Origin of the sequence: Amycolatopsis sp. cmx-8-4, assembly GCF_046548675.1 — a bacterium.
Classification (GTDB): Bacteria; Actinomycetota; Actinomycetes; order Mycobacteriales; family Pseudonocardiaceae; genus Amycolatopsis.
Map to the genome: position 1 here is coordinate 531407 of NZ_JAEBDZ010000001.1, position 18440 is coordinate 549846.

The 18440-nt window shown below is 69.6% G+C and carries 18 protein-coding genes and 1 pseudogene; 8 read left to right on the forward strand and 11 right to left on the reverse strand.

The window, feature by feature from the left end; genetic code table 11:
• The first annotated feature begins 30 nt into the window (after positions 1–30).
• From ACLJQZ_RS02605 to ACLJQZ_RS02625, 5 genes are read left to right on the forward strand one after another with little or no spacing between them, the layout of a single operon-like run.
• Entirely contained in the window at positions 31–519 is a 489-nt protein-coding gene (locus ACLJQZ_RS02605) for a MarR family winged helix-turn-helix transcriptional regulator (protein WP_410618349.1), read from the forward strand.
• Positions 520–552: 33 nt separating this feature from the next.
• Positions 553–957 carry a TOBE domain-containing protein gene (locus tag ACLJQZ_RS02610; protein WP_410618350.1) on the forward strand — a complete coding sequence of 135 codons (405 nt, stop codon included), beginning with the start codon at positions 553–555 and terminating at the stop codon, positions 955–957.
• Positions 954–1760: a molybdate ABC transporter substrate-binding protein gene (modA, locus tag ACLJQZ_RS02615; RefSeq protein ID WP_410618351.1), complete on the forward strand. Its 807-nt coding sequence runs from the start codon at positions 954–956 to the stop codon at positions 1758–1760. Before ACLJQZ_RS02610 ends, modA begins: the two co-directional genes overlap by 4 nt.
• 58 nt (positions 1761–1818) lie before the next feature.
• Positions 1819–2586: an ABC transporter permease gene (locus tag ACLJQZ_RS02620; RefSeq protein ID WP_410618353.1), complete on the forward strand. Its 768-nt coding sequence runs from the start codon at positions 1819–1821 to the stop codon at positions 2584–2586.
• On the forward strand, positions 2583–3650 hold the full coding sequence (locus ACLJQZ_RS02625) for a sulfate/molybdate ABC transporter ATP-binding protein (protein WP_410618354.1): 1068 nt from the start codon (positions 2583–2585) through the stop codon (positions 3648–3650). The genes ACLJQZ_RS02620 and ACLJQZ_RS02625 overlap by 4 nt, the downstream gene beginning before the upstream one ends.
• Positions 3651–3747: 97 nt before the next feature.
• Here ACLJQZ_RS02625 and ACLJQZ_RS02630 read toward each other — a convergent pair whose 3' ends face one another.
• A complete protein-coding gene (locus ACLJQZ_RS02630; protein WP_410618355.1) occupies positions 3748–5529 on the reverse strand; it encodes a multicopper oxidase family protein in 1782 nt (593 codons plus the stop codon).
• 193 nt (positions 5530–5722) lie between these two features.
• Between ACLJQZ_RS02630 and ACLJQZ_RS02635 the strand changes: the two genes are divergently transcribed.
• Positions 5723–6517: an HAD-IIA family hydrolase gene (locus ACLJQZ_RS02635; RefSeq protein ID WP_410618356.1), complete on the forward strand. Its 795-nt coding sequence runs from the start codon at positions 5723–5725 to the stop codon at positions 6515–6517.
• A gap of 37 nt (positions 6518–6554) precedes the next feature.
• Positions 6555–7355, forward strand: coding sequence for a metallophosphoesterase (locus ACLJQZ_RS02640; protein WP_247058493.1), 801 nt, complete (start codon positions 6555–6557; stop codon positions 7353–7355).
• Here the strand turns inward: ACLJQZ_RS02640 and ACLJQZ_RS02645 are convergent, their stop codons facing one another.
• The 9 genes from ACLJQZ_RS02645 to ACLJQZ_RS02685 form a co-directional block, all read right to left on the reverse strand.
• A complete protein-coding gene (locus ACLJQZ_RS02645) occupies positions 7356–7730 on the reverse strand; it encodes a YccF domain-containing protein (RefSeq protein WP_410618357.1) in 375 nt (124 codons plus the stop codon).
• Positions 7730–8512, reverse strand: a complete 783-nt coding sequence (locus ACLJQZ_RS02650) for a PhzF family phenazine biosynthesis protein (protein WP_410618358.1) — start codon at positions 8510–8512, stop codon at positions 7730–7732. The genes ACLJQZ_RS02645 and ACLJQZ_RS02650 overlap by 1 nt, the downstream gene beginning before the upstream one ends.
• Before the next feature lie 75 nt (positions 8513–8587).
• A complete protein-coding gene (locus ACLJQZ_RS02655) occupies positions 8588–10078 on the reverse strand; it encodes a hypothetical protein (RefSeq protein WP_410618360.1) in 1491 nt (496 codons plus the stop codon).
• A gap of 2 nt (positions 10079–10080) precedes the next feature.
• The gene (locus ACLJQZ_RS02660; RefSeq protein ID WP_410618361.1) at positions 10081–10563 is read right to left on the reverse strand and encodes a hypothetical protein; all 483 of its coding nucleotides are present in this window, start codon (positions 10561–10563) and stop codon (positions 10081–10083) included.
• A gap of 125 nt (positions 10564–10688) precedes the next feature.
• Positions 10689–11249, reverse strand: coding sequence for a hypothetical protein (locus tag ACLJQZ_RS02665; RefSeq protein ID WP_410618362.1), 561 nt, complete (start codon positions 11247–11249; stop codon positions 10689–10691).
• Positions 11250–11295: 46 nt separating this feature from the next.
• On the reverse strand, positions 11296–12018 hold the full coding sequence (locus tag ACLJQZ_RS02670) for an ESX secretion-associated protein EspG (RefSeq protein ID WP_410618363.1): 723 nt from the start codon (positions 12016–12018) through the stop codon (positions 11296–11298).
• 33 nt (positions 12019–12051) lie between these two features.
• Complete coding sequence (locus tag ACLJQZ_RS02675; RefSeq protein WP_410618364.1) at positions 12052–13251, reverse strand: hypothetical protein; 1200 nt, start codon at positions 13249–13251, stop codon at positions 12052–12054.
• On the reverse strand, positions 13248–13451 hold the full coding sequence (locus ACLJQZ_RS02680) for a hypothetical protein (protein ID WP_410618365.1): 204 nt from the start codon (positions 13449–13451) through the stop codon (positions 13248–13250). The genes ACLJQZ_RS02675 and ACLJQZ_RS02680 overlap by 4 nt, the downstream gene beginning before the upstream one ends.
• A gap of 98 nt (positions 13452–13549) precedes the next feature.
• Positions 13550–14011 (reverse strand): VOC family protein, encoded by a 462-nt coding sequence (locus ACLJQZ_RS02685; protein ID WP_410618366.1) that lies wholly within the window; start codon positions 14009–14011, stop codon positions 13550–13552.
• Between the two features lie 90 nt (positions 14012–14101).
• On the opposite strand from ACLJQZ_RS02685, the pseudogene ACLJQZ_RS02690 reads away from it, so the two are divergent.
• Positions 14102–14830 (forward strand): annotated as a pseudogene (locus tag ACLJQZ_RS02690) (AMP-binding protein); the annotation flags it as partial.
• A gap of 196 nt (positions 14831–15026) precedes the next feature.
• Here the strand turns inward: ACLJQZ_RS02690 and ACLJQZ_RS02695 are convergent.
• Positions 15027–18347: an SNF2-related protein gene (locus ACLJQZ_RS02695; protein ID WP_410618367.1), complete on the reverse strand. Its 3321-nt coding sequence runs from the start codon at positions 18345–18347 to the stop codon at positions 15027–15029.
• Between the last annotated feature and the right edge of the window lie 93 nt (positions 18348–18440).

Genomic DNA, 18440 nt, shown 5'->3' on the forward strand with positions numbered 1-18440 from the left:
CCGGTCGGTACGCCGGGAGAAGGACGCGTGATGTCGAGCACGACGGAAAAGCCGTACCAGGTCCCGGAAGCGGAACTCTTCCGCTTCGCGGAATTGGGTCGCGAAAGCAGCACGCTGACCGTACTCCGGCACGCCAGGATCGCCGAGCGGATGGGCCTGTCCGGTACCGACCACAAGACGCTCGACCTGGTCGCTCAGGCGGCCGGGCCGCTCACCGCGGGCCGGATCGCCGAGCTCACGGGGCTGTCCACCGGCGCGGTCACGGGTGTCATCGACCGGCTGGAGAAGGTCGGGCTGGTCCGCCGCGTCCGCGATCCGGAGGACCGGCGCAAGGTCCTCGTCGAGGTCGTGCCCGGGGCCGTCGAGCGCTACGCGCCGCTCTTCCAGTCGGCCTTCGACGGGCTTCGCGAGATGCTCGCGCAGTTCTCACCGGCCGAGCGAAAAGTCATCGAGCGTTATCAGAATGTCATGCTCGAACAGCTGCGCGCCGAGATCATGGACAATTCGCGCCCCGCGTAGCTTTTCCTCAACTGCGGCGATAATGTCTGCGCTATGCCGCAATTTCGGTTGTCCGAGGCCGCGCGCCTGCTCGGGGTCAGTGACGACACGGTCCGCCGCTGGGTGCGCGCGGGCCAGCTGACCGCCATCGACGACGCCGCCGGCCGCAAGGTCGTGGACGGTGCCCAGCTGGCCGGGTTCGCCCGCGCCCAGGCGAGCGGCCCCGACGATCCGTCGACGGTCGGCCGCTCCGCGCGCAACAAGTTCGTCGGGCTGGTCACCGAGGTCGTCGCCGACAAGGTGATGGCCCAGGTGGAGCTGCAGTGCGGGGCACACCGCGTGGTGTCCCTGATGAGTACGGAAGCCGTACGCGAGCTGGGCCTGCGCCCAGGGGTGCTCGCGGTCGCGGTGGTCAAGGCGACCACTGTCGTGGTGGAGACACCGGAAGGAAGTCGATGAAGAACCTCGCTCTTGCCGTCGCGGCCGTCGCCTTGTTCGCGGGCGCGTGCAGCAGCTCGGACGAGCCCAGCACGCAGCCCGGCGGGTCGTCGGTCAGCGCACCCGCGCCCAAGGGCACCGGCGAGGCCGGCGGCACGCTGACCGTGTTCGCCGCCGCGTCCCTCACCGAGTCGTTCACCGCGCTCGGCAAGGAGTTCGAAGCCGCGCACTCCGGCGTCACCGTGAAGTTCAGCTTCGCCGGTTCGTCCGGTCTGGTCCAGCAGCTGACCAACGGCGCGAAGGCCGACGTCTTCGCCTCCGCCGACCAGGCCAACATGGACAAGGCCGTGCAGGGCGGGGTGATCGACGGCCAGCCGACCGTGTTCGCCACGAACAAGCTCGCCATCGCCGTCGCGCCCGGCAATTCCAAGAACATCAAGTCGTTTCAAGACCTGAACAAGCCCGGTCTGAACGTCGTGGTCTGCGCCCCGCAGGTGCCGTGCGGCTCGGCGACGAAGAAGGTCGAGACGAGCACCGGCGTCACGCTCAAGCCGAAGAGCGAGGAGCAGGACGTCAAGCAGGTGCTGGCCAAGGTCCAGTCCGGGGACGCCGACGCGGGCCTGGTCTACGTGACCGACGCCACCTCCGCCGCGGGCAAGGTCGACAAGGTCGACTTCCCCGAGGCGAGCGGCGCGATCAACAGCTACCCGATCGCCGTGGTCAAGGGCGGCCAGAGCGCACTGGCCAAGGAGTTCGACGAGTTCGTGCTCGGCGCGGAGGGCAAGGCGGAGCTGACGAAGGTCGGGTTCGGCCCTGCGGCGTGAGCACCTCGTGAACGGCCGGCCGGGGCGCTCCCCGGCCGGCCGTTCACGGGTTCCGTGGGTGCTCGCCGTGCCCGCCACGCTCGCGCTGGCGCTGGTCGTGCTCCCCGTCGTCGGGCTGCTGGTGCGCTCCGACCTCACGCGGTTCCCCGCGCTGATCGTCACGCCGTCGTCGCTGCACGCGCTGCGGCTGTCGCTGATCACGGCCGCGCTGTCCACCGTGGCCTGCGTGCTGCTCGGCGTGCCGCTGGCCGTCGTGCTCGCCCGCGCCCGGTTCGCCGGCGTCCGCCTGCTGCGCTCGATCGTGCTGCTGCCGCTGGTGCTGCCCCCGGTCGTCGGCGGGCTCGCGCTGCTCTACCTGCTCGGCCGCAAGGGCTTCCTCGGCATGCTGATCACCACGCTGACCGGGGAGTCGGTGCCGTTCACCACGACCGCGGTGGTCATCGCGCAGACGTTCGTCGCGATGCCGTTCCTCGTGGTCAGCCTCGAAGGGGCGCTGCGCGGGTCCGGCGACCGCTACGAGCAGGTCGCCGCGACGCTCGGCGCGCGGCCGTGGACCGTCTTCCGCCGGGTCACCCTGCCGCTGCTGCTGCCCTCGCTCGGCTCTGGCGTCGTCCTCAGCTTCGCCCGCGCGCTCGGCGAGTTCGGCGCGACGATCACCTTCGCCGGCAGCCTCGAAGACGTCACCCGCACGCTGCCGCTCGAGGTCTACCAGCAGGCCGAAGTGGACGTCGACAGCGCGGTGGCGCTCGCGCTGCTGCTGATCGTGGTGGCGGTCGTCGTGATCGCCGTCGCGCGCCCGCGCTCGTGGGAAGGCGGGCTGCGATGAGCCTGACCGCCCGGATCGAGGTCGTCCGCGGTTCGTTCGAGCTCGACGTGGACCTCGACGTGCCCACCGGGACGGTGCTGGCGCTGCTGGGCCCGAACGGCTCCGGCAAGTCGACGGTGCTCGGCTGCCTCGCCGGGCTGGTCGCGCCGCGGTCCGCGGAGATCACCGTGGCCGGGCGGTCGCTGGCCGAGCTGGCGCCGCACCGGCGTGGCATCGGGCTGCTCTCGCAGGACGCGCTGCTCTTCCCGCACCTGTCCGCAGTGGACAACGTCGCGTTCTCGCCGCGCTCGACCGGCACCGACCGCCGCGCCGCCCGCGACCTCGCCTATTACTGGCTGGCCGAAGTGGACGCCGTCGAGCTGGCCGACCGGCGCCCCGGCCAGCTGTCCGGCGGGCAGGCCCAGCGCGTCGCGATCGCCAGGGCGCTCGCCGCCCAGCCGGACCTGCTGCTGCTCGACGAGCCGTTCGCCGCCCTCGACGTCGACGCCGCGCCCGCGATCCGCGGCCTGCTGCGGCGCGTGCTGAAGACCGGGCCGACGACCGTCCTGGTCACGCACGACCCGCTCGACGCGCTCGCGCTCGCCGACCACGTCGCGGTGATGAACGACGGCCGCGTCGTCGAACGCGGCCCGACCCGTGACGTGCTGTCCGCCCCGCGAACGGCGTTCACCGCGCGGATCGCCGGCCTCAACCTGATCGCCGGCACCGCGGTCGAAGACGGCCTGCGGACCGCGTCGGGTGCCGTCGTCTCCGGCATCCCGGCGCCCGATGTGGTCCAGGGCGAGCCGGCGGTCGCGGTGTTCCCGCCGAACGCCGTCGCCGTCTACTCCGGCGACGGCGAGCACCGGGGGAGCCCGCGCAACACCGCCGGCGCCGTCGTCGCCGCGCTGGAGCCGCACGGGCCGGTGATCCGCGTCCGGGCCGAGGGTGACGGCTGGGTGCACGGCCTCACCGCCGACCTCACCCCGGCCGCCGTGGCCGAGCTGGCCCTGGAACCCGGCACAGCGGTGACGCTGTCGGTCAAGGCCGCCACGGTCAGCGTGCACCCGGCCGCGACCACCTAACGCCCCAATGTGGCGTTGGGTGCATCTGACGCACCCAATGTGGCGTTGGGTGCGTCCAACGCACCCAACGCCACATTGGGGCGCTGTGGAGCCGGGGTCAGCCGTCGTGGTGGTGGCCGCCGCCCGGGTGGACGTGGAACTTCGCCACCTCCGGCGGGTGCACGACGAACGGCCGCATCATGCCTTCGTCCTCGTGGTCGAGGATGTGGCAGTGGTACATGAACTCGCCGGTGCCACCGCCGAACCGCCCGGCCACGCTCACCCACTGGCCCGGGTTCACGATGATCGTGTCCTTCCAGCCCTCTTCGTACTTCTCCAGCGGGACGTCGGTGAACCCGGTGAGCGGCGCGGTCGTCCGGGCCGACGCCTGGTCGAACGTCGTGGTGAAGGCCCGCCGGAAGAGCGCCTGGAACTCCGTCAGGTGGATGTGGATCGGGTGCGCGGGCCCGCCGTTCGCGACGTGCAGGATGTTCCACACCGCCCACCGGTCGTGGTCGATGAAGATGCCGGTGGTGTCGTCGAAGATCTTCCCGATCATCCGGAACGTCCGCAGCGGGCCGGCCGGGTCGGCGAGCTGGATGATCCCCTCGCCACCCGGGTCGGGGGTGGCCAGCTCCTCGAGGTCCCACATCTCGGGGTGGCCCTCGGCGTTGAGCAGCAGCGCGACCCAGACGTGGTCGTGGTCCGCCGGCAGCGTCGAGCCGTGCACGAGCCGCGTGTAGGACGTCGAGATCGTCGCCGGCAGCCGGAACGGGTCGTGCTTCGCGCGGCCGTCGACCCGGAACTCCATCAGGTCCGGCTCGACCGTGCCGAGGCGCGGGTCGGCGTTGCGCAGCTTGAGCTTGCGGCCCTTGAAGCGGCTGAAGTCGATCAGCACGTCGAAGCGCTCGGCCGGGGCGACGGTCAGGCCGGCCGCGGGCAGTTCCGCGGGCACCGGCAGCAGGCCGCCGTCGGTGCCGATCAGGCGGACGGCGTCATTCACCGGCCGGTTGTCCTCGTCGACCAGGTTCAGCGTGTAGAACCGCGAGTTGGCCGCGTTGAGCAGCCGGAAGCGGTACCACCGGGCCTCGACGTCCAGGTGCGGCCAGATGACGCCGTTGACCAGGGTGAACGGGCCGGTGAACGGGATCATCGGGCCGTTCGGGACGACCGGGACCTTGAACAGCAGCTGCCCGGTGAGCGCGCCGGTCGCCGGGTCGGTGTCGAGGTTGCGGTCGGTGATGATCAGCGGGATCTCGTGGTCGCCACGGGGCAGGTCGAGCGCGTCCTCCTCGTCGTCGCGGATGAGGTACATCCCGGCGAGGCCGGTGTGCACGTTGAAGCGCGTGATCGCCATCGCGTGGTCGTGGTACCAGAGCGGCATCGCGGGCTGGGCGTTCTGGTACTCCGTCAGCTGCGAAGTGCCCTTCAGACCGGCGTTGTGCGCCCAGCCGTCGTTGCCCGCGTTGGTCCGGGCGCCGTGCAGGTGCACCACGGTCCACGCCGGCAGGTCGGCGACGCCGTCGATGACCGAGTAGCCGGGCTTGTCCAGCTCGCGGCCGGGCCGGCTCGTCGGCGCGTCCGCCACCGGACCCTGAACGGCGACGAGCGGAAACTCGCCGTCGATTTCGTTCGACCACGAAATCCGCAGTTGTTCGCCGGTGCGCACGTCGATCGTCGGACCCGGGAAATGTCCCGCGTACGTCCACAATGTACTGGGCGGCAATTGTGAGTGCAGCCGCTGGTGCTTCGTCACCATCGGAATGGTGATCGCGTCGTGGCGCCAGGAATGCGGCCGGAGCGCCGGTGGAACGCGCAGTGGGTCGAGGAACTTGGTGAGTCCCCAGTTCGGCGCGGTGATCGGCCCGGTCGTCGCCGGGCGCTCGATGATTCCGGTCATGCGTTTCTCCCCCTCGCGGTGCGGGGGCAGGACGAATTGCGCCACGACGTTTCCGTCGACGACGTGTGCGATGAATTCCCCCGAACCCCCTCGGTGGCCGGGTACGCGACTCCCCTCGCGATACCGGCAATTCCCACTGTAACCCTTTTCGTCGGCGAACGCAGGTGTCTCGCGCGCGTGATAGGTTTCGCCCATGGATGAGCGCCGGTGGACGTATCTCTCCGACATGGACGGCGTCCTGGTGAAGGAGGAGCACCTCGTTCCCGGGGCCGACGAGTTCCTCGCCGAGCTGAAGGCGAACGGCATCGGCTTCCTGGTGCTGACGAACAACTCGATCTACACCCCGCGTGACCTGCGGGCACGCCTGGAGCGCACCGGGCTCGACATCCCCGAAGAGGCGATCTGGACGTCGGCGCTGGCGACGGCGAAGTTCCTCTCGTCGCAGCGGCCCAACGGCACGGCGTACGTCATCGGCGAAGCGGGCCTGACGACGGCGCTGCACGAGGTCGGCTACGTCCTGACCGAGCGCGACCCGGACTACGTCGTGCTGGGCGAGACCCGCACGTACAGCTTCAGCGCCATCACGCGGGCGATCCGGCTGATCGAGGGCGGCGCGAAGTTCATCGCGACCAACCCGGACGCGACCGGCCCGAGCGTCGAGGGCTCGATGCCCGCCACCGGTTCCGTCGCGGCACTGATCGAGAAGGCCACCGGGCGTTCGCCGTACTACGTCGGCAAGCCGAACCCGTTGATGATGCGGTCGGCGTTGCGCCGATTGGGTGCCCATTCGGAGTCGACGCTGATGATCGGCGACCGGATGGACACGGACGTGCACTCGGGCATCGAAGCCGGGCTGCAGACGATTCTGGTGCTCACCGGCATCTCCACCAGGGAGTCGGCCGAACGCTATCCGTATCGGCCCACTCTGGTGCTCGACTCCATCGCCGACCTGATCGGGAAGACGGCCGACCCATTCGGGGAAGGCTGATCGAGACCCCGTCGCGAGCAGGGCTTATCGTCACCGGATGAGCAACTCCACATTTGTGGTGGGCGACGTGCATGGCCACCGGGACGAACTGGCCGAAGCACTGCGCGCCGAGGGGTTGGTGGACGACGAAGACAACTGGTCAGGGGGCGAGGACCAGCTGTGGTTCCTCGGTGACTTCGTCGACCGCGGGCCGGACGGCGTAGGCGCCATCGACCTGGTCATCCAGCTCGAAGCGCAGGCGGCGGAAGCCGGCGGCCAGGTCCAGACGCTGCTGGGCAACCACGAGATCCTCGCGCTGGGCATGTACCACTTCGGCGACCAGCCGGTGCCGTCCGACTTCGGGCCGCGCAGCTTCGCCCGCAGCTGGGAGATCAACGGCGGCCTGCTGTCGGACCAGGACCGGCTGACCCCGGAGCACATCGAGTGGCTGACCGCCCGGCCCCTGGCCGCGCTCGCCGCCGACCACCTGCTCCTGCACTCGGACACCCTGGAGTACCTCGACTGGGGGGATTCGGTCGAGGCGATCAACGCCTCCGCCCGCGAGATCCTGCTGGGCTCGGACATCGAGTCGTGGTGGGACGTCTGGCGCCGCATGACCACGCGCTACGCGTTCCGCGGCCCGGAAGGCGAGGACAACGCCCAGAAGCTGATGGACGCACTGGGCGGCTCGCGCATCATCCACGGGCACAGCGTCATCGCGGACCAGCTGGGCATCCACCCCACGCAGATCGAGGGCCCGTTCCTCTACGCGGGCGGCAAGGCCCTCGGCGTCGACGGCGGGCTGTTCGTCGGCGGGCCGTGCCTGGTGGTGAAGCTGCCGTACGAGCCGGAGTCGTGATCAGGGGAGCTCGACGATCTCCTTGCCGAGCGGCATCAGGGACACCGGGATCATCTTGAAGTTCGCCACGCCCAGCGGGATGCCGATGAGCGTGACGCACAGCGCGATGCCCGTGAACACGTGCCCGATCGCCAGCCACAGCCCGGCGAAGAGGAACCAGATCACGTTGCCGACGAAGGACGGCGAGCCCGCGTCGCGCCGGTCGACGACCGTGCGGCCGAACGGCCAGAGCGCGTAGCGGGCGATCCGGAACGACGCGAGCCCGAACGGGATCGTGACGATCAGGATGCAGCAGATCACGCCCGCGGCCAGGTAGCCCAGCGCCATCCAGAAGCCGCACAGCACGAGCCAGATGATGTTCAGCAGCGTGCGCATCAGACGTGCAGCTCCCCGCTCACGACCGTCACGGCCTGGCCGGACAGGTGGACCCGGTCGCCGTCCTGGCGGGTCCGGACGATGCCGCCGCGTGCCGACACCTGCGCGCCGGTGAGCTCGGTTTTGCTGAGTCGCCCGGACCAGTACGGCGACAGGACGCAGTGCGCCGAGCCGGTGACGGGATCTTCGTCGACGCCGACGCCGGGCCCGAAGAACCGGCTGACGTAGTCGATGCCGTCGACGTCACCCGCGGCCGTGACGAGCAGCCGGCCCTTCCAGGTGGCCTTCAGCTCTTTCAGGTCGGGCTCGAGGGTGCGGACGGCCTCGGCGTCCGGGAGGACGGCGAAGAGGTTCTCGACGCCGCGTCCGGTGCGCTCGATCTCGACGCCGGGCAGGATCGCGCTCAGGTCGTCGTCGGACGGCGCGGGCGGGTCGGAGGGGAAGTCCAGCTCGACCCAGCCGTCGGCGGCCTTCGCGCGCAGCTCGCCGCTGAGGGTGGTGTAGACCTGCTCGCCGCCGAGGACGTGCGTGGTGGCGACGGTGGCGTGCCCGCACAGGGCGACTTCGGCCGCCGGCGTGAACCACCGCAACGACTTCGGCCCTTCGCCGGTGTCTCCGCCTTCGTCTCCGCCAACGACGACGAAAGCGGTCTCGGAGTGCCGCATCTCCGCGGCGACGGCCTGCATCCAGGCGGGCTCGGCGGGCGCGTCGAGGAGCACGACCCCGGCGGAGTTCCCGGCGAAGGCCTTGCCGGTGAAGGCGTCGACGATGAAGAAGCGCATGCTTCCACTGTATCCAGGGCCTTTGGGCCCGTGTGGTGACGCTTTTCTCGCGTCACCAGGGCAACCCCTTAGGGGTCAGGCCTCCCCGATGGTCGGCCGGACGATCTTCTCGCCGTCCGGCCCGCGTTCCGGCTTGAGGTCGAAGATGTCTTCCTCGAGCTGGATCTTGTTCTTGTGTTCCTTGTCGTCTTCCTTCTTCTTGCCCGCGCCGGCCCCGGCCGCGCCGGCGCCCCCGGCCTTCCCCTTGGCCGCGGCGGCCGCGGTCGCGCCGCGCTCGAGCCGTTCACCGGTGCCCTTGGCGCCCGTCTTGCCGCCTTCGCCCGCGGTTTCCTTCGGCCCCCCGGTGGCGCCGCCGCCGGAGACCCGCGACCCGGCGAACCCGCTCCCGGCGCGCCCGGCTCCGGACTTGCCGCGCGTGATGTCCCCACCGGCCCCGCCTGCCCCGGTCGTCCCTCCTGGCATGGCGAGCCCGTCGGGTCCCATCCGAGGGAACGCACTCGCGGCGGGCGCGCCGCGGAAGCCGGAGTTGCCGCCGCCGAAGCCACCGGCGTTCCCGGTGCCGCTGGTGGCCCCGGGCGGCACGAAGGTGCTCGGCGGCGTCGTCCCGGGAGGCGTGGTGCCTCCGGGGGGCGCGAAGCTGCCGCTGGTCCCGCCGGTGCCCCCGGCTCCGACTCCGCTGAACCCGCTTGTCCCACCAGTGCCACCGGTGCCCCCGGTGCCGCCTGAGCCGCCGATGGTCGGGGTGCCGCTGAAGCTGGTGCTGCTGGTCCCGTGGAACCCGCTGGCGGTGGTGCTGTCACTCGACCCCAGCTGCGGCGGCGGCGAGTAGGTCGGCTGCGTGCTGGCGGTCTCGTGGTAGGTGCCGTCGAGGCCCTGGAGAACCTGCACGGCCTGCTGGTGCGCGGCGTCGGCCTGCTGCTGCTTCGCGGCGACGCCGTTCATCGTGTTGGCCCCGCCGATGAGATCACCGGCCTGGTACTGCTTGGTCGCTTTGTCGACCTCGGCCTGCTGGTTGAAGCCCGTGGGCTCAGGCATGTTCTTCTGCGCATAATCAGCGGCGGCCGCCTGCTGCGAGTAGCGGTTGGAGCTGAGCTGAGCGGCGTTGGCCGTATCGGCGGTGTAGGTGGCGGTGTTCTGGAAGAACCCATGAGCCTGCGCGGCCCCCGAGCCCTGCCATTGCACTTCGCTGGAGTTCACGGCGTCGTTCGCGGCGTTGGAGACGTCGGCCAGCCAGTTGCCGAGCTTGTTGGCGACCCGGCCCCGGTCGTCCAGATCCCCGGGATTCATGTTCTCGTGGACCATGTTGTAGAGGTCTTCATGACTGCTCGCGGGGTAGTTCTGCCCCGGCGCGGGCGCATCCCCGCGAGTGGCCCGGTCGTGCAGCAGCTGCTTACCCTGCTCGACGGAGTACTGCGCGGCCTGATTCTGCGTCTGCGGCGTGACACCGTCCCGAGCGTCGCCCTGGTCTTCGGCGCCGAAGTGGTGCACGTTCTGCTGCAGCTTCTGCTGCGTCTGGGCGTAGAAGTCGCTTTCGTACTGCCGATGCCCGGCGTGCTCGTGAGCCATGGTCACTCGCTCCCGCGAAGCTTGGCGAAGGTCTGGCTGTGGGCGTCCTCGGTCTCGCTGTAGTTCTTCCGAGCGATGGTGAGGGCCTCTTTGACCTGCTTGAAGCCGTCGATGAGCAGCTCGAGGTTGGGCACGAGCGACTCGGGATCGCTCACGGCCACCTTGACGTTGAAGGTCGCGACTTCCTTGGCGTAGGCGCTGTTGCCCATCTTCGCCGCTTGGCCGAGCGCGAGCAGGTCGGCTTTGATGTCGCTGTAGCCGTCGATGAAGGTGTCGCACACTGTCCGGTAGCGCTGCAAGCCTTCTTCGTTGATGGCGAACCCGCCGTTCTGGGCGAGTGCCTTGAACTGCTGCGCGCCGTCGTTGACCCGCTTCGCGCCCTCCGCGTCCACCGGGACGTCGAGGAGGCCGGACAGGAAGTTGTTGCCGGCATCGCCGGCCGGGGGCGTGGGAGGTGGCCCTCCGAACTGGGCTCCCGTGGCCATCGGTCCCTCCCTAGACGCGGCTGCGCAAGATTACCCTCTGTGTCGCACCGCTACTGTAGTAGTGACCGGGCCGCATGTCACTGGCTGCTGTACCGCTGTGACGCGATCTGCAGCTCTGAGCAGGGCTACTTCGGCAGCATAGGCTCGAATTTGGTGGCGAAGTCGTTCACGTCGGTGCAGGCCTGGTCCGTCGTGCCGACCCCGAGCGTCACCGCGACGATGGCGCGAGACTTCGGCTTGACCTCCATCTTGACGTCGCACTGGCCCTTCGCGCCGATGGGCTCGCGTTCTTGGACGGCCGCGCGGTCGTTGACCGTGCCGCTCGATGCCTTGCTCGGATCGGCGATGTTCTCGTTGATCGTCTGACCGGCGTGGAGGGAAAGGCTGACCCTGATCGAATCGTCGCCGACCTTCTTGACGGTCGTGCAGGTGCGCGCCGAGTCGGCCGCGGTCGGAATGGACGCCGGATAGCCCTGGCCGCGGAGCAGCTCGTCAAGCGTGGCGCACGGCTTCATGTCCCCGAACGGGTTGTTGCTGTTCCCGCCGCTGGTCGTGGGTGCGCTGCTCGTCGGCGTGTCCGCGGCCTGCGGGGTGCCCCCCACCTTGCTGTCGCAGGCACTCACCACGAGGGTGAGCAGGACCAGGCTGGTGAGGGCGGCTCGACGTCCGAAGCTCGATCGGGTCACGACCTGAACACTACGGGTAGGCCGCTCGGCCGCGCGAGGACGCGGGTCACCGGCCCGTCGTCTCCGCGATTCGCTCGTGCAGCCACGCTCGCAGGTGGCCGCCGTCCGAAGGGACGAACCGCAGGCGGGTTTCGTCGCCCGGTAACTGCTCTGTGAAGGTCAAGTACCGGCCGCCGTCCGAATCCAGGAAGGTGACCGTTCCCGCGGGGCGGAGGGCGCCTTGGCCGTGGCGGGTGGACAGCTCGAACGTGCCGTGGCGGTGCGGGGGCCACGTCGCGAACGGGGCCAGCGCGTCACGGTCCCGCGTGCTCGGTGCCTGGCCCGTGCGCTGGGTGATCGTCACCGGGGGCAACGGGACCGGGCTATAGCGGGGGAGGATGCCGATCAGGGCGTCGACCAGGTGGTCCGGGCGGATCTGGACGAAGTTGACGCCGCCGGTGACCAGTTCCGAGTAGACGCCCAGGCCGTGGCCGATCGTCGCTCGGTACAGGACCTGCCTGCCGTCCGCTATCTCCGCCGCCCGGACGATGATCAGGATCTCCGGCTGGGTCCACGACCGCAGCGTCTGCTCGACCTCGATGTCCAGCTTGTCCGGCCCCGCCAGCCCGCGAGCGCGAAGGGCGTCCCACGAAGCTGCCGCCAGGCGGGCGTTTTCCTCGAGGGTGTGGCCGGCACTGCGGATCTCGAACGGGTGCCAGTTCGCCGGAAGGCCCGTTCGCCGGACCGCGACGTCGACCTCGTTCAGCCCCAGGGCGAATTCCTCCGGCACGATGCCGAGCGTAGCGGAACCGCCACCGGGCGCTCAGATGTCCAGCTGCCGCACGCCCGTCTCGCGCTGCGCGACGCCGGCCACCTGACCCGCCGTCGCGCGCCCCCGCAGCCGGACTATCTCGTGCGGCCGCAGCCCCACCGCCACGCCGAACGCCTCCACGTCCGCGAAACCGCCCTGACGCCGGCGCAGCTCCAGCGCCTCGTTCACCCGTTCCGGCGTCATCCCCGGGAGCCGCGCCAGCTCCGGCCCGGCCGCCGTGTCGACGTCCACGAGCGGCACCGGCACCGGAGCAACGGCCGGCGGTGGCGCCAAAACCGGCACATCCACCGGCACGTACGTCTCGACGATGTCGTTCTGCCGCACCTCGCGCGTCGCCAGCCCCAGGGTGAACACGCCCGTCCCGGCCGCCGTGCGCATCGCAACGCCGCCCCTCGCCACCGACAGGATCCGCAGTTCGGTCGCAACGACCGTGCTGCGCTCGTTGAAAGTCGTGCCCACCGTCAGCAGGTTGTTCGTCCGCCCGTCCGGCACCTCGACCGCGGCCACGACCGAGCCGGTGCCCAGGTCGCTGACGCCGTGGACGTGCGCGGTGCCTTCACGACGTTCCAAGTAGTCGTGAGACGGCTCTTCGTACGCCGTCAGCGCGTCGCCGGCCATCGGCGGGACGTCGCACTGGAAGCCCAGCAGCACCGTGCCCACCTGCCCGGCCGCCAGCTCCGGCAGCGGCCCGGCCGGGCCGAAGAGGCCCAGCACCCGCATCGGACGCCCACCGCGGAACAACCCGGTCGACGCACCGAAACGCAGCACGCCACGCTCCGGGCGCACCTGGACGTGGAAGCCCGTCAGCTGGTCGTACGCCGGCGCGAGCACCGCGGCGACGCCCGCGTGCCGGCTGGCGTCCGGCCCGATCGTGTCGTCCGTGTACGGCTCCAGGGCGTCGCCGGGCCCGAGGTCGGTGCGCCCGACGGCGACGAAGACGTCCTTCAGGAACCCCGCGTCGGTCACCGGCTCGACGTCGCTGGAGAAGAACTTCTTCCGCACCATGATCCCGAGGCGCAGGTTGTCCGCGAGGATCCGGTCGGCCCGCTTCAGCCGCGCCCGCGCGCGGGCGCCGCGGACCGCCCGGCCCGCGCTCACCTGGCCGCCGGGCAGCTCGCCGAGGCCGGGCAGGGCGACGCCGGCGTTGAGCGCCTTGCCGAACTCGATCAGCCCGACCCTGACCTCGGTCACGACGTGGCGGCCAGGGTGACGCTGATCGACTGGTCGGCGTTGGTCCGCTCCGACTCGACGCGCATGCCCGACCGCGCCGCGCGCTCCTTCAGCCGCGTGAGCACCGCGCGCTGCACCTCGGCGCCGTACGCCTCATCGACGGACAGCACGAGCCGCTCGGCCTCGGCGGGCGTCAGGCCGGGACCGTCGACGTGCGCCACCTGGACGCCGTCCGGGCCGTAGCCGAACGCGATCCGCCGGCCCTCCCACGCGGCCCGGGCCCGGAGCGGATCATCCGCCGAATCCGTCTACTGTGGACTCACTTGCCGAGCCACGTGCTGCCGAGGTCGGTGTGCGCCGGGTCCATGTCGATCGACGCGGGGTCGTCCGGCAGCCGCGTGTACAGCCGGATCGCCAGGCCGTCCGGGGTGCGCAGCTCGACGAGGTGACCGGCGAAGCCGGCCAGGACGGGCGAGTGCGTCACGCCGGCGGCGTCGAAGTGCCGGACCCAGACGTCGAGCGCGGCGCGGTCGGCCACGGCGAACGTGACCGGGTCGTACCCCGCGGTCGCCTCGGCCGCCTCCGGCCACTGCCGGAGTTCGACGGGGACGTCGAGACCCGGCAGCCGCACGATCACCCCGAACAGGACGCCGTCGTGATCGCGGTGGTCGAAGTCCGGCAGGCGTTCCGCGCCCAGCGCGGTGCGGAACCAGGCGAGCGTCGCGGCCAGGTCGGCGGCCGGGAACTTCAGGTGGTGGACGCCGGTGAGGGTCGGGCTCATGTCCCGGAGCGTAGGAGGCGACGGCGTTGGCGCACTGAGCTGGGGTTTCCTAGACTGCGGTCGCAGTCACCGCAGACTTCGGGAGGCACCATGCCTGACGCGCCCGCCCTGCCGAGCTACGCCTCGGGGATCTCCGAGGTCCCGCTGCTCGGGGACACCATCGGCGACAACTTCGATCGGACGGTGGCGGCGCACGGCGACCGGGACGCCCTGGTCGACCGGTTCGCCGGCCGCCGGTGGACCTACCGCGAGCTGGCCGCCGAGGTGAACGCGCTGGCGCTGGGCCTGGTGGCGCAGGGCATCGGCAAGGGCGACCGGGTCGGCATCTGGTCGCCGAACCGGGCCGAGTGGACGTTCCTGCAGTACGCGACGGCCAAGATCGGTGCGATCCTGGTCAACATCAACCCGTCCTACCGGTCGCACGAGCTGGAGTACGTGCTCAACCAGGCCGGGATCCGGCTGCTGGTGGCGTCCGACAAGTTCAAGACGTCCGACTACCCCGCGATGGTCGAGGAAGTGCGCGAGAAGTGCGCGCGGCTGGAGCACGTCGTGCTGCTCGGCGGCGAGAGCCGGCAGGCGCTGATGGACGCCGGCCGGCGGGGCGACCCGGCTGCGCTGGCCGCAAAGCAGGCCGCGCTCTCGGCCGACGACCCGATCAACATCCAGTACACGTCGGGCACGACCGGCTTCCCGAAGGGTGCCACCCTCAGCCACCACAACATCCTCAACAACGGCTACTTCGTCGGCGAGCTCTGCAACTACACCGAATACGACAAAGTCCGCATCCCGGTGCCCTTCTACCACTGCTTCGGTCTCATTAACCGGACGGTGGGCTCCGATTGTCGCCGAGGAGGTTCGAGCATGAGGGGCGAGCGACCCTACCACCGCAACGCGTCGTGGAGCTGTGCCTCGCCACACGCCCGCCAGCCCACAGGACCTGACCACGCCCACACTCGTTCCACAGGACGAAAAAACGCGACAAACCTCAGAAGCGCGCCATCAAAGGAAAGCATGCTCAGACGAGCAGGCCGCGAATGTCGTCAGCGTCCAGCGTAGTGCCGAACGCGTTGCCGTCATCCATGACACTGGAGACCAGTGCGGCCTTCTTGGCCTTCAGGGCCATCACTTTCTCCTCGATGGTGTCCTTGGCGATGAGGCGGTACACCATGACGTTCCGAGACTGGCCGATGCGGTGGGTCCGGTCGATCGCCTGCGCTTCGGTAGCGGGGTTCCACCACGGGTCCAGCAGGAAGCAGTAGTCCGCCTCGGTCAGGTTCAGGCCGAACCCGCCGGCCTTGAGACTGATCAGGAACACCGGGACCGATCCGTCTTTGAACTGTTCGAGTACGGCGGCCCGGTTTCGCGTGTTGCCGTCGAGATAGCAGTACTCGATGCCCTCGGCGTCCAGGTGCTGGCGCACGACGTCGAGGAAGCCGGTGAACTGGCTGAAAATCAGGGCTCGATGTCCGCCGTCGATCACGTCCTGAAGCTGTTCACTCAGCGCTTCGACTTTGGCGCAGGGGACTTTCCGGTGTTTCTCGTCGATGAGTGCGGCGTGCAGGCTCAACTGGCGCAGCAGGGTCAGCGAGCGGAAGATGGTGAACCGGTTCTTGTTGAGATCGTCGACCAGGCCCAGGATCTTCTGACGCTCCCGCTGAAGATGAGTCTCGTAGATCTTCCGGTGCCGCGGATGCAGTTCCACTTCGAGTATCTGCTCCTGCTTGGCGGGCAGGTCGGCGGCCACCTGTTCTTTGCTGCGCCGCTTGACCAGTGGTTTGATCCGTCGGCGGAATTGTGTGAGCAGTTCGGTCTCGCCTCGCTTTTCGATCGGGCGGGCGTAGTAGTGCTCGAAGCGGGTGGGATTGGGAAACAGGCCCGGTGCGGTGATCGACAACAGCGACCACAGCTCCATCAGGTTGTTTTCCATCGGTGTACCGGTGATGGCGAGCTTGAACGGCGCTGAAAGTGTCCGCGCGCACTGGTAGATCTTCGAATGATGGTTCTTGGTGAACTGGGCTTCGTCGAGAACCAGCCCTGACCACGGCAGTTCGGAATACGCGTCGACCTCGAGCCGGAACAGCGTGTAGGAGGTGACCACGACGTCGGCGTCCGCGATGACTTCGTCGAGGGGCTGGCCGCGCCGCCGCTGGGTCTCCGAGATCGCCGCTACTTTCAGCCCCGGGGCGAAGCGCGCGGCTTCGCTCGTCCAGTTCGACACGACGCTGGTCGGCGCGACGACGAGGAACGGTGCGATGGTGGGATCGTCGTGTTTGGCATGGCAGATCAGCGCCAGTGTCTGCAGTGTCTTGCCCAGTCCCATGTCGTCGGCGAGGATGCCGCCCAACTGGAACTTCCACAGAAACGTCAGCCAGCGGAACCCGTCCAGCTGGTAGGGACGCAAGTGTGCTTCAAGCGTCGACGGCGGTTCGGTGGAGTCGAGCGTGCTGATCGAGCGTAGTCCCGCGAGCTGCAGACGCCAGGCTTTCGCCTGGTGCTCGACCACACCGAGCGCGGCAAGTTCGTCCCACAGCCCGACCTGGAATCGGCTGATCTTGAGTGGGCCACCGGGGGAGTCCTGGAGTGCCCGGGCCTCCTCGATCAGCTTCCGGAGTGCTTGCAGCTCGGGCTTCTCCAGCGAGAAGTAGGCACCGCTGGGGAGCAGCATGTGCGAATCGTTCCCGGCCAGGGCGAGGAATACTTCGGTGAACGGGACCTGGTGTCCTTCCACGGAGATCGTGACCCCGAGACCGAACCAGTCGGGTTCCCCCTCGACTTCTTCGGCCGATACGCCGATGGTCAGCGAGTCGCCGGCCTCCCGGTAGTCGGCCTGTTCTCCGTCGATCTCGACGGTGACCGCGGGCCGGTCGATCAGCAGCGGCAGTATCTCCGTGGTGAACCGCATCGTGTCGACGCCGCCGAGTGCGGTGTGCGGGGCTGTCGGCGTGGGCAGACCGGTGGCTGGCGCCGTCGGCTTGTCGTCCGCGCGGATCGGGTTGAGCCCATCGAACGGGATGCCGAGATCGGCCAGGATGGCGCGTTCTCGCTCGAGATCCCGGTAGCCGCCGCCGGCCGGATCCGGGCGCAGGGGCGCGCGTAGCCGGGAATCGCCGACGTCGTACGCCCATTCCCACTTCAGATCGAGGTCGTGACCAGGCCCGTACGACGCGCGCAGGACTAGCGTGGGGTCCGAAATCTCCGGTGGTGTGAAGGCTCCGTCCGACGAGATCACCGTGGCCAGATGGCGCAGCCGCGGGTAGTACTCGTCGCGGAAGCGCGACACCTGTGTGCCAGGAATGGACAGGCGTTGGTTTTCCAGCGTCATCTGCTGGAGCTGTGGAGGTGCGGCGTTGGTGAGCCGCGCCAGCCGGAGGTGCCAGTCACCCGGGTCAGGTGTCCGTTCGGCGTCCGCGCGATCGACGTAGACGAGGCCGTGGCCCTCGCTGCCGATGAACCGGATCGCCACCGCGTCGAGGCGGACGCTGTCCACGCCGATCGCCGGGGTGACCTCGAGTGACTTGGGCCGCTCGCCCTGGGTGACGTCCAGGCAGAGCTCGGCGGAGCCGTACCGCTCCACTTCGCCGAGGTGCTTCTTGCCGTGCACCAGCCGAACGCCGACCGCGTCGGCCTCGTCCAGCAACGGCCAGAGCCGGCGGCTCTCGAATGCGGCCAGGTCGAGGGATTTCACCTCGCCGTAGGAGTAGTGACGCGAAGCGTCTACCCGCGACTGGTAGAGGACGTACAGCTCTTGGAGCAGGCTGACGTGTGCGGTGAGGTAGTCACCGTGGTGCCGCAGTGAGCTCAGTTTGGTCCAGCTCAGGCCACTGCCGATCCAGGTGTTCTTACCCGGCTTCACCAACCGGGCCACCAGCGTGGGACGCGCGGAGGAGGCCAGCGTCAGTTCAATGGCCAGCGGAGTCCCGCTCGGCCGGTTCGTGGTGGACCCTTGCCGGGTCTGCACGAGTGAACCCAGAGATGTCTCCCAGGCCGGCGTTCGCGGTGTTGCGCTCCTGCCCGTGGTCGGTGACCGCATCGATCGGGTCCGTGCGCGCGCGGGGTCCGCCGCAGTGAGCACGAGGGCCACGACATGCTTGCAGTTGAACCCGACAGGACAGTCGCACGTGCCGTGAGCGAAGCCTCCATCGGAGGAGAAATAGGCCGTTGTTTCATAGACGCCGGTTCCCTGCACGGCCCCGTACAGCGCGTTCTCCGAGGTATCCCAGCGCATCGCGACCACCGCGCGCTGCTGTGCGTACTGGAGCCCCCGTGCGTACGAAGTGCTTCCCACCGCGCGTTCGAGTCCGGTTTCGTCAACGTCCGTCAGGGTGACCAGTTGCATGCGGTCAAGGTAGCGGTCACCACCGACACGATTCGACCGACATGCCCGGGCACCCGCGATCCTGAGACGGCCGAGGCTGTTGCGGCAATCGGG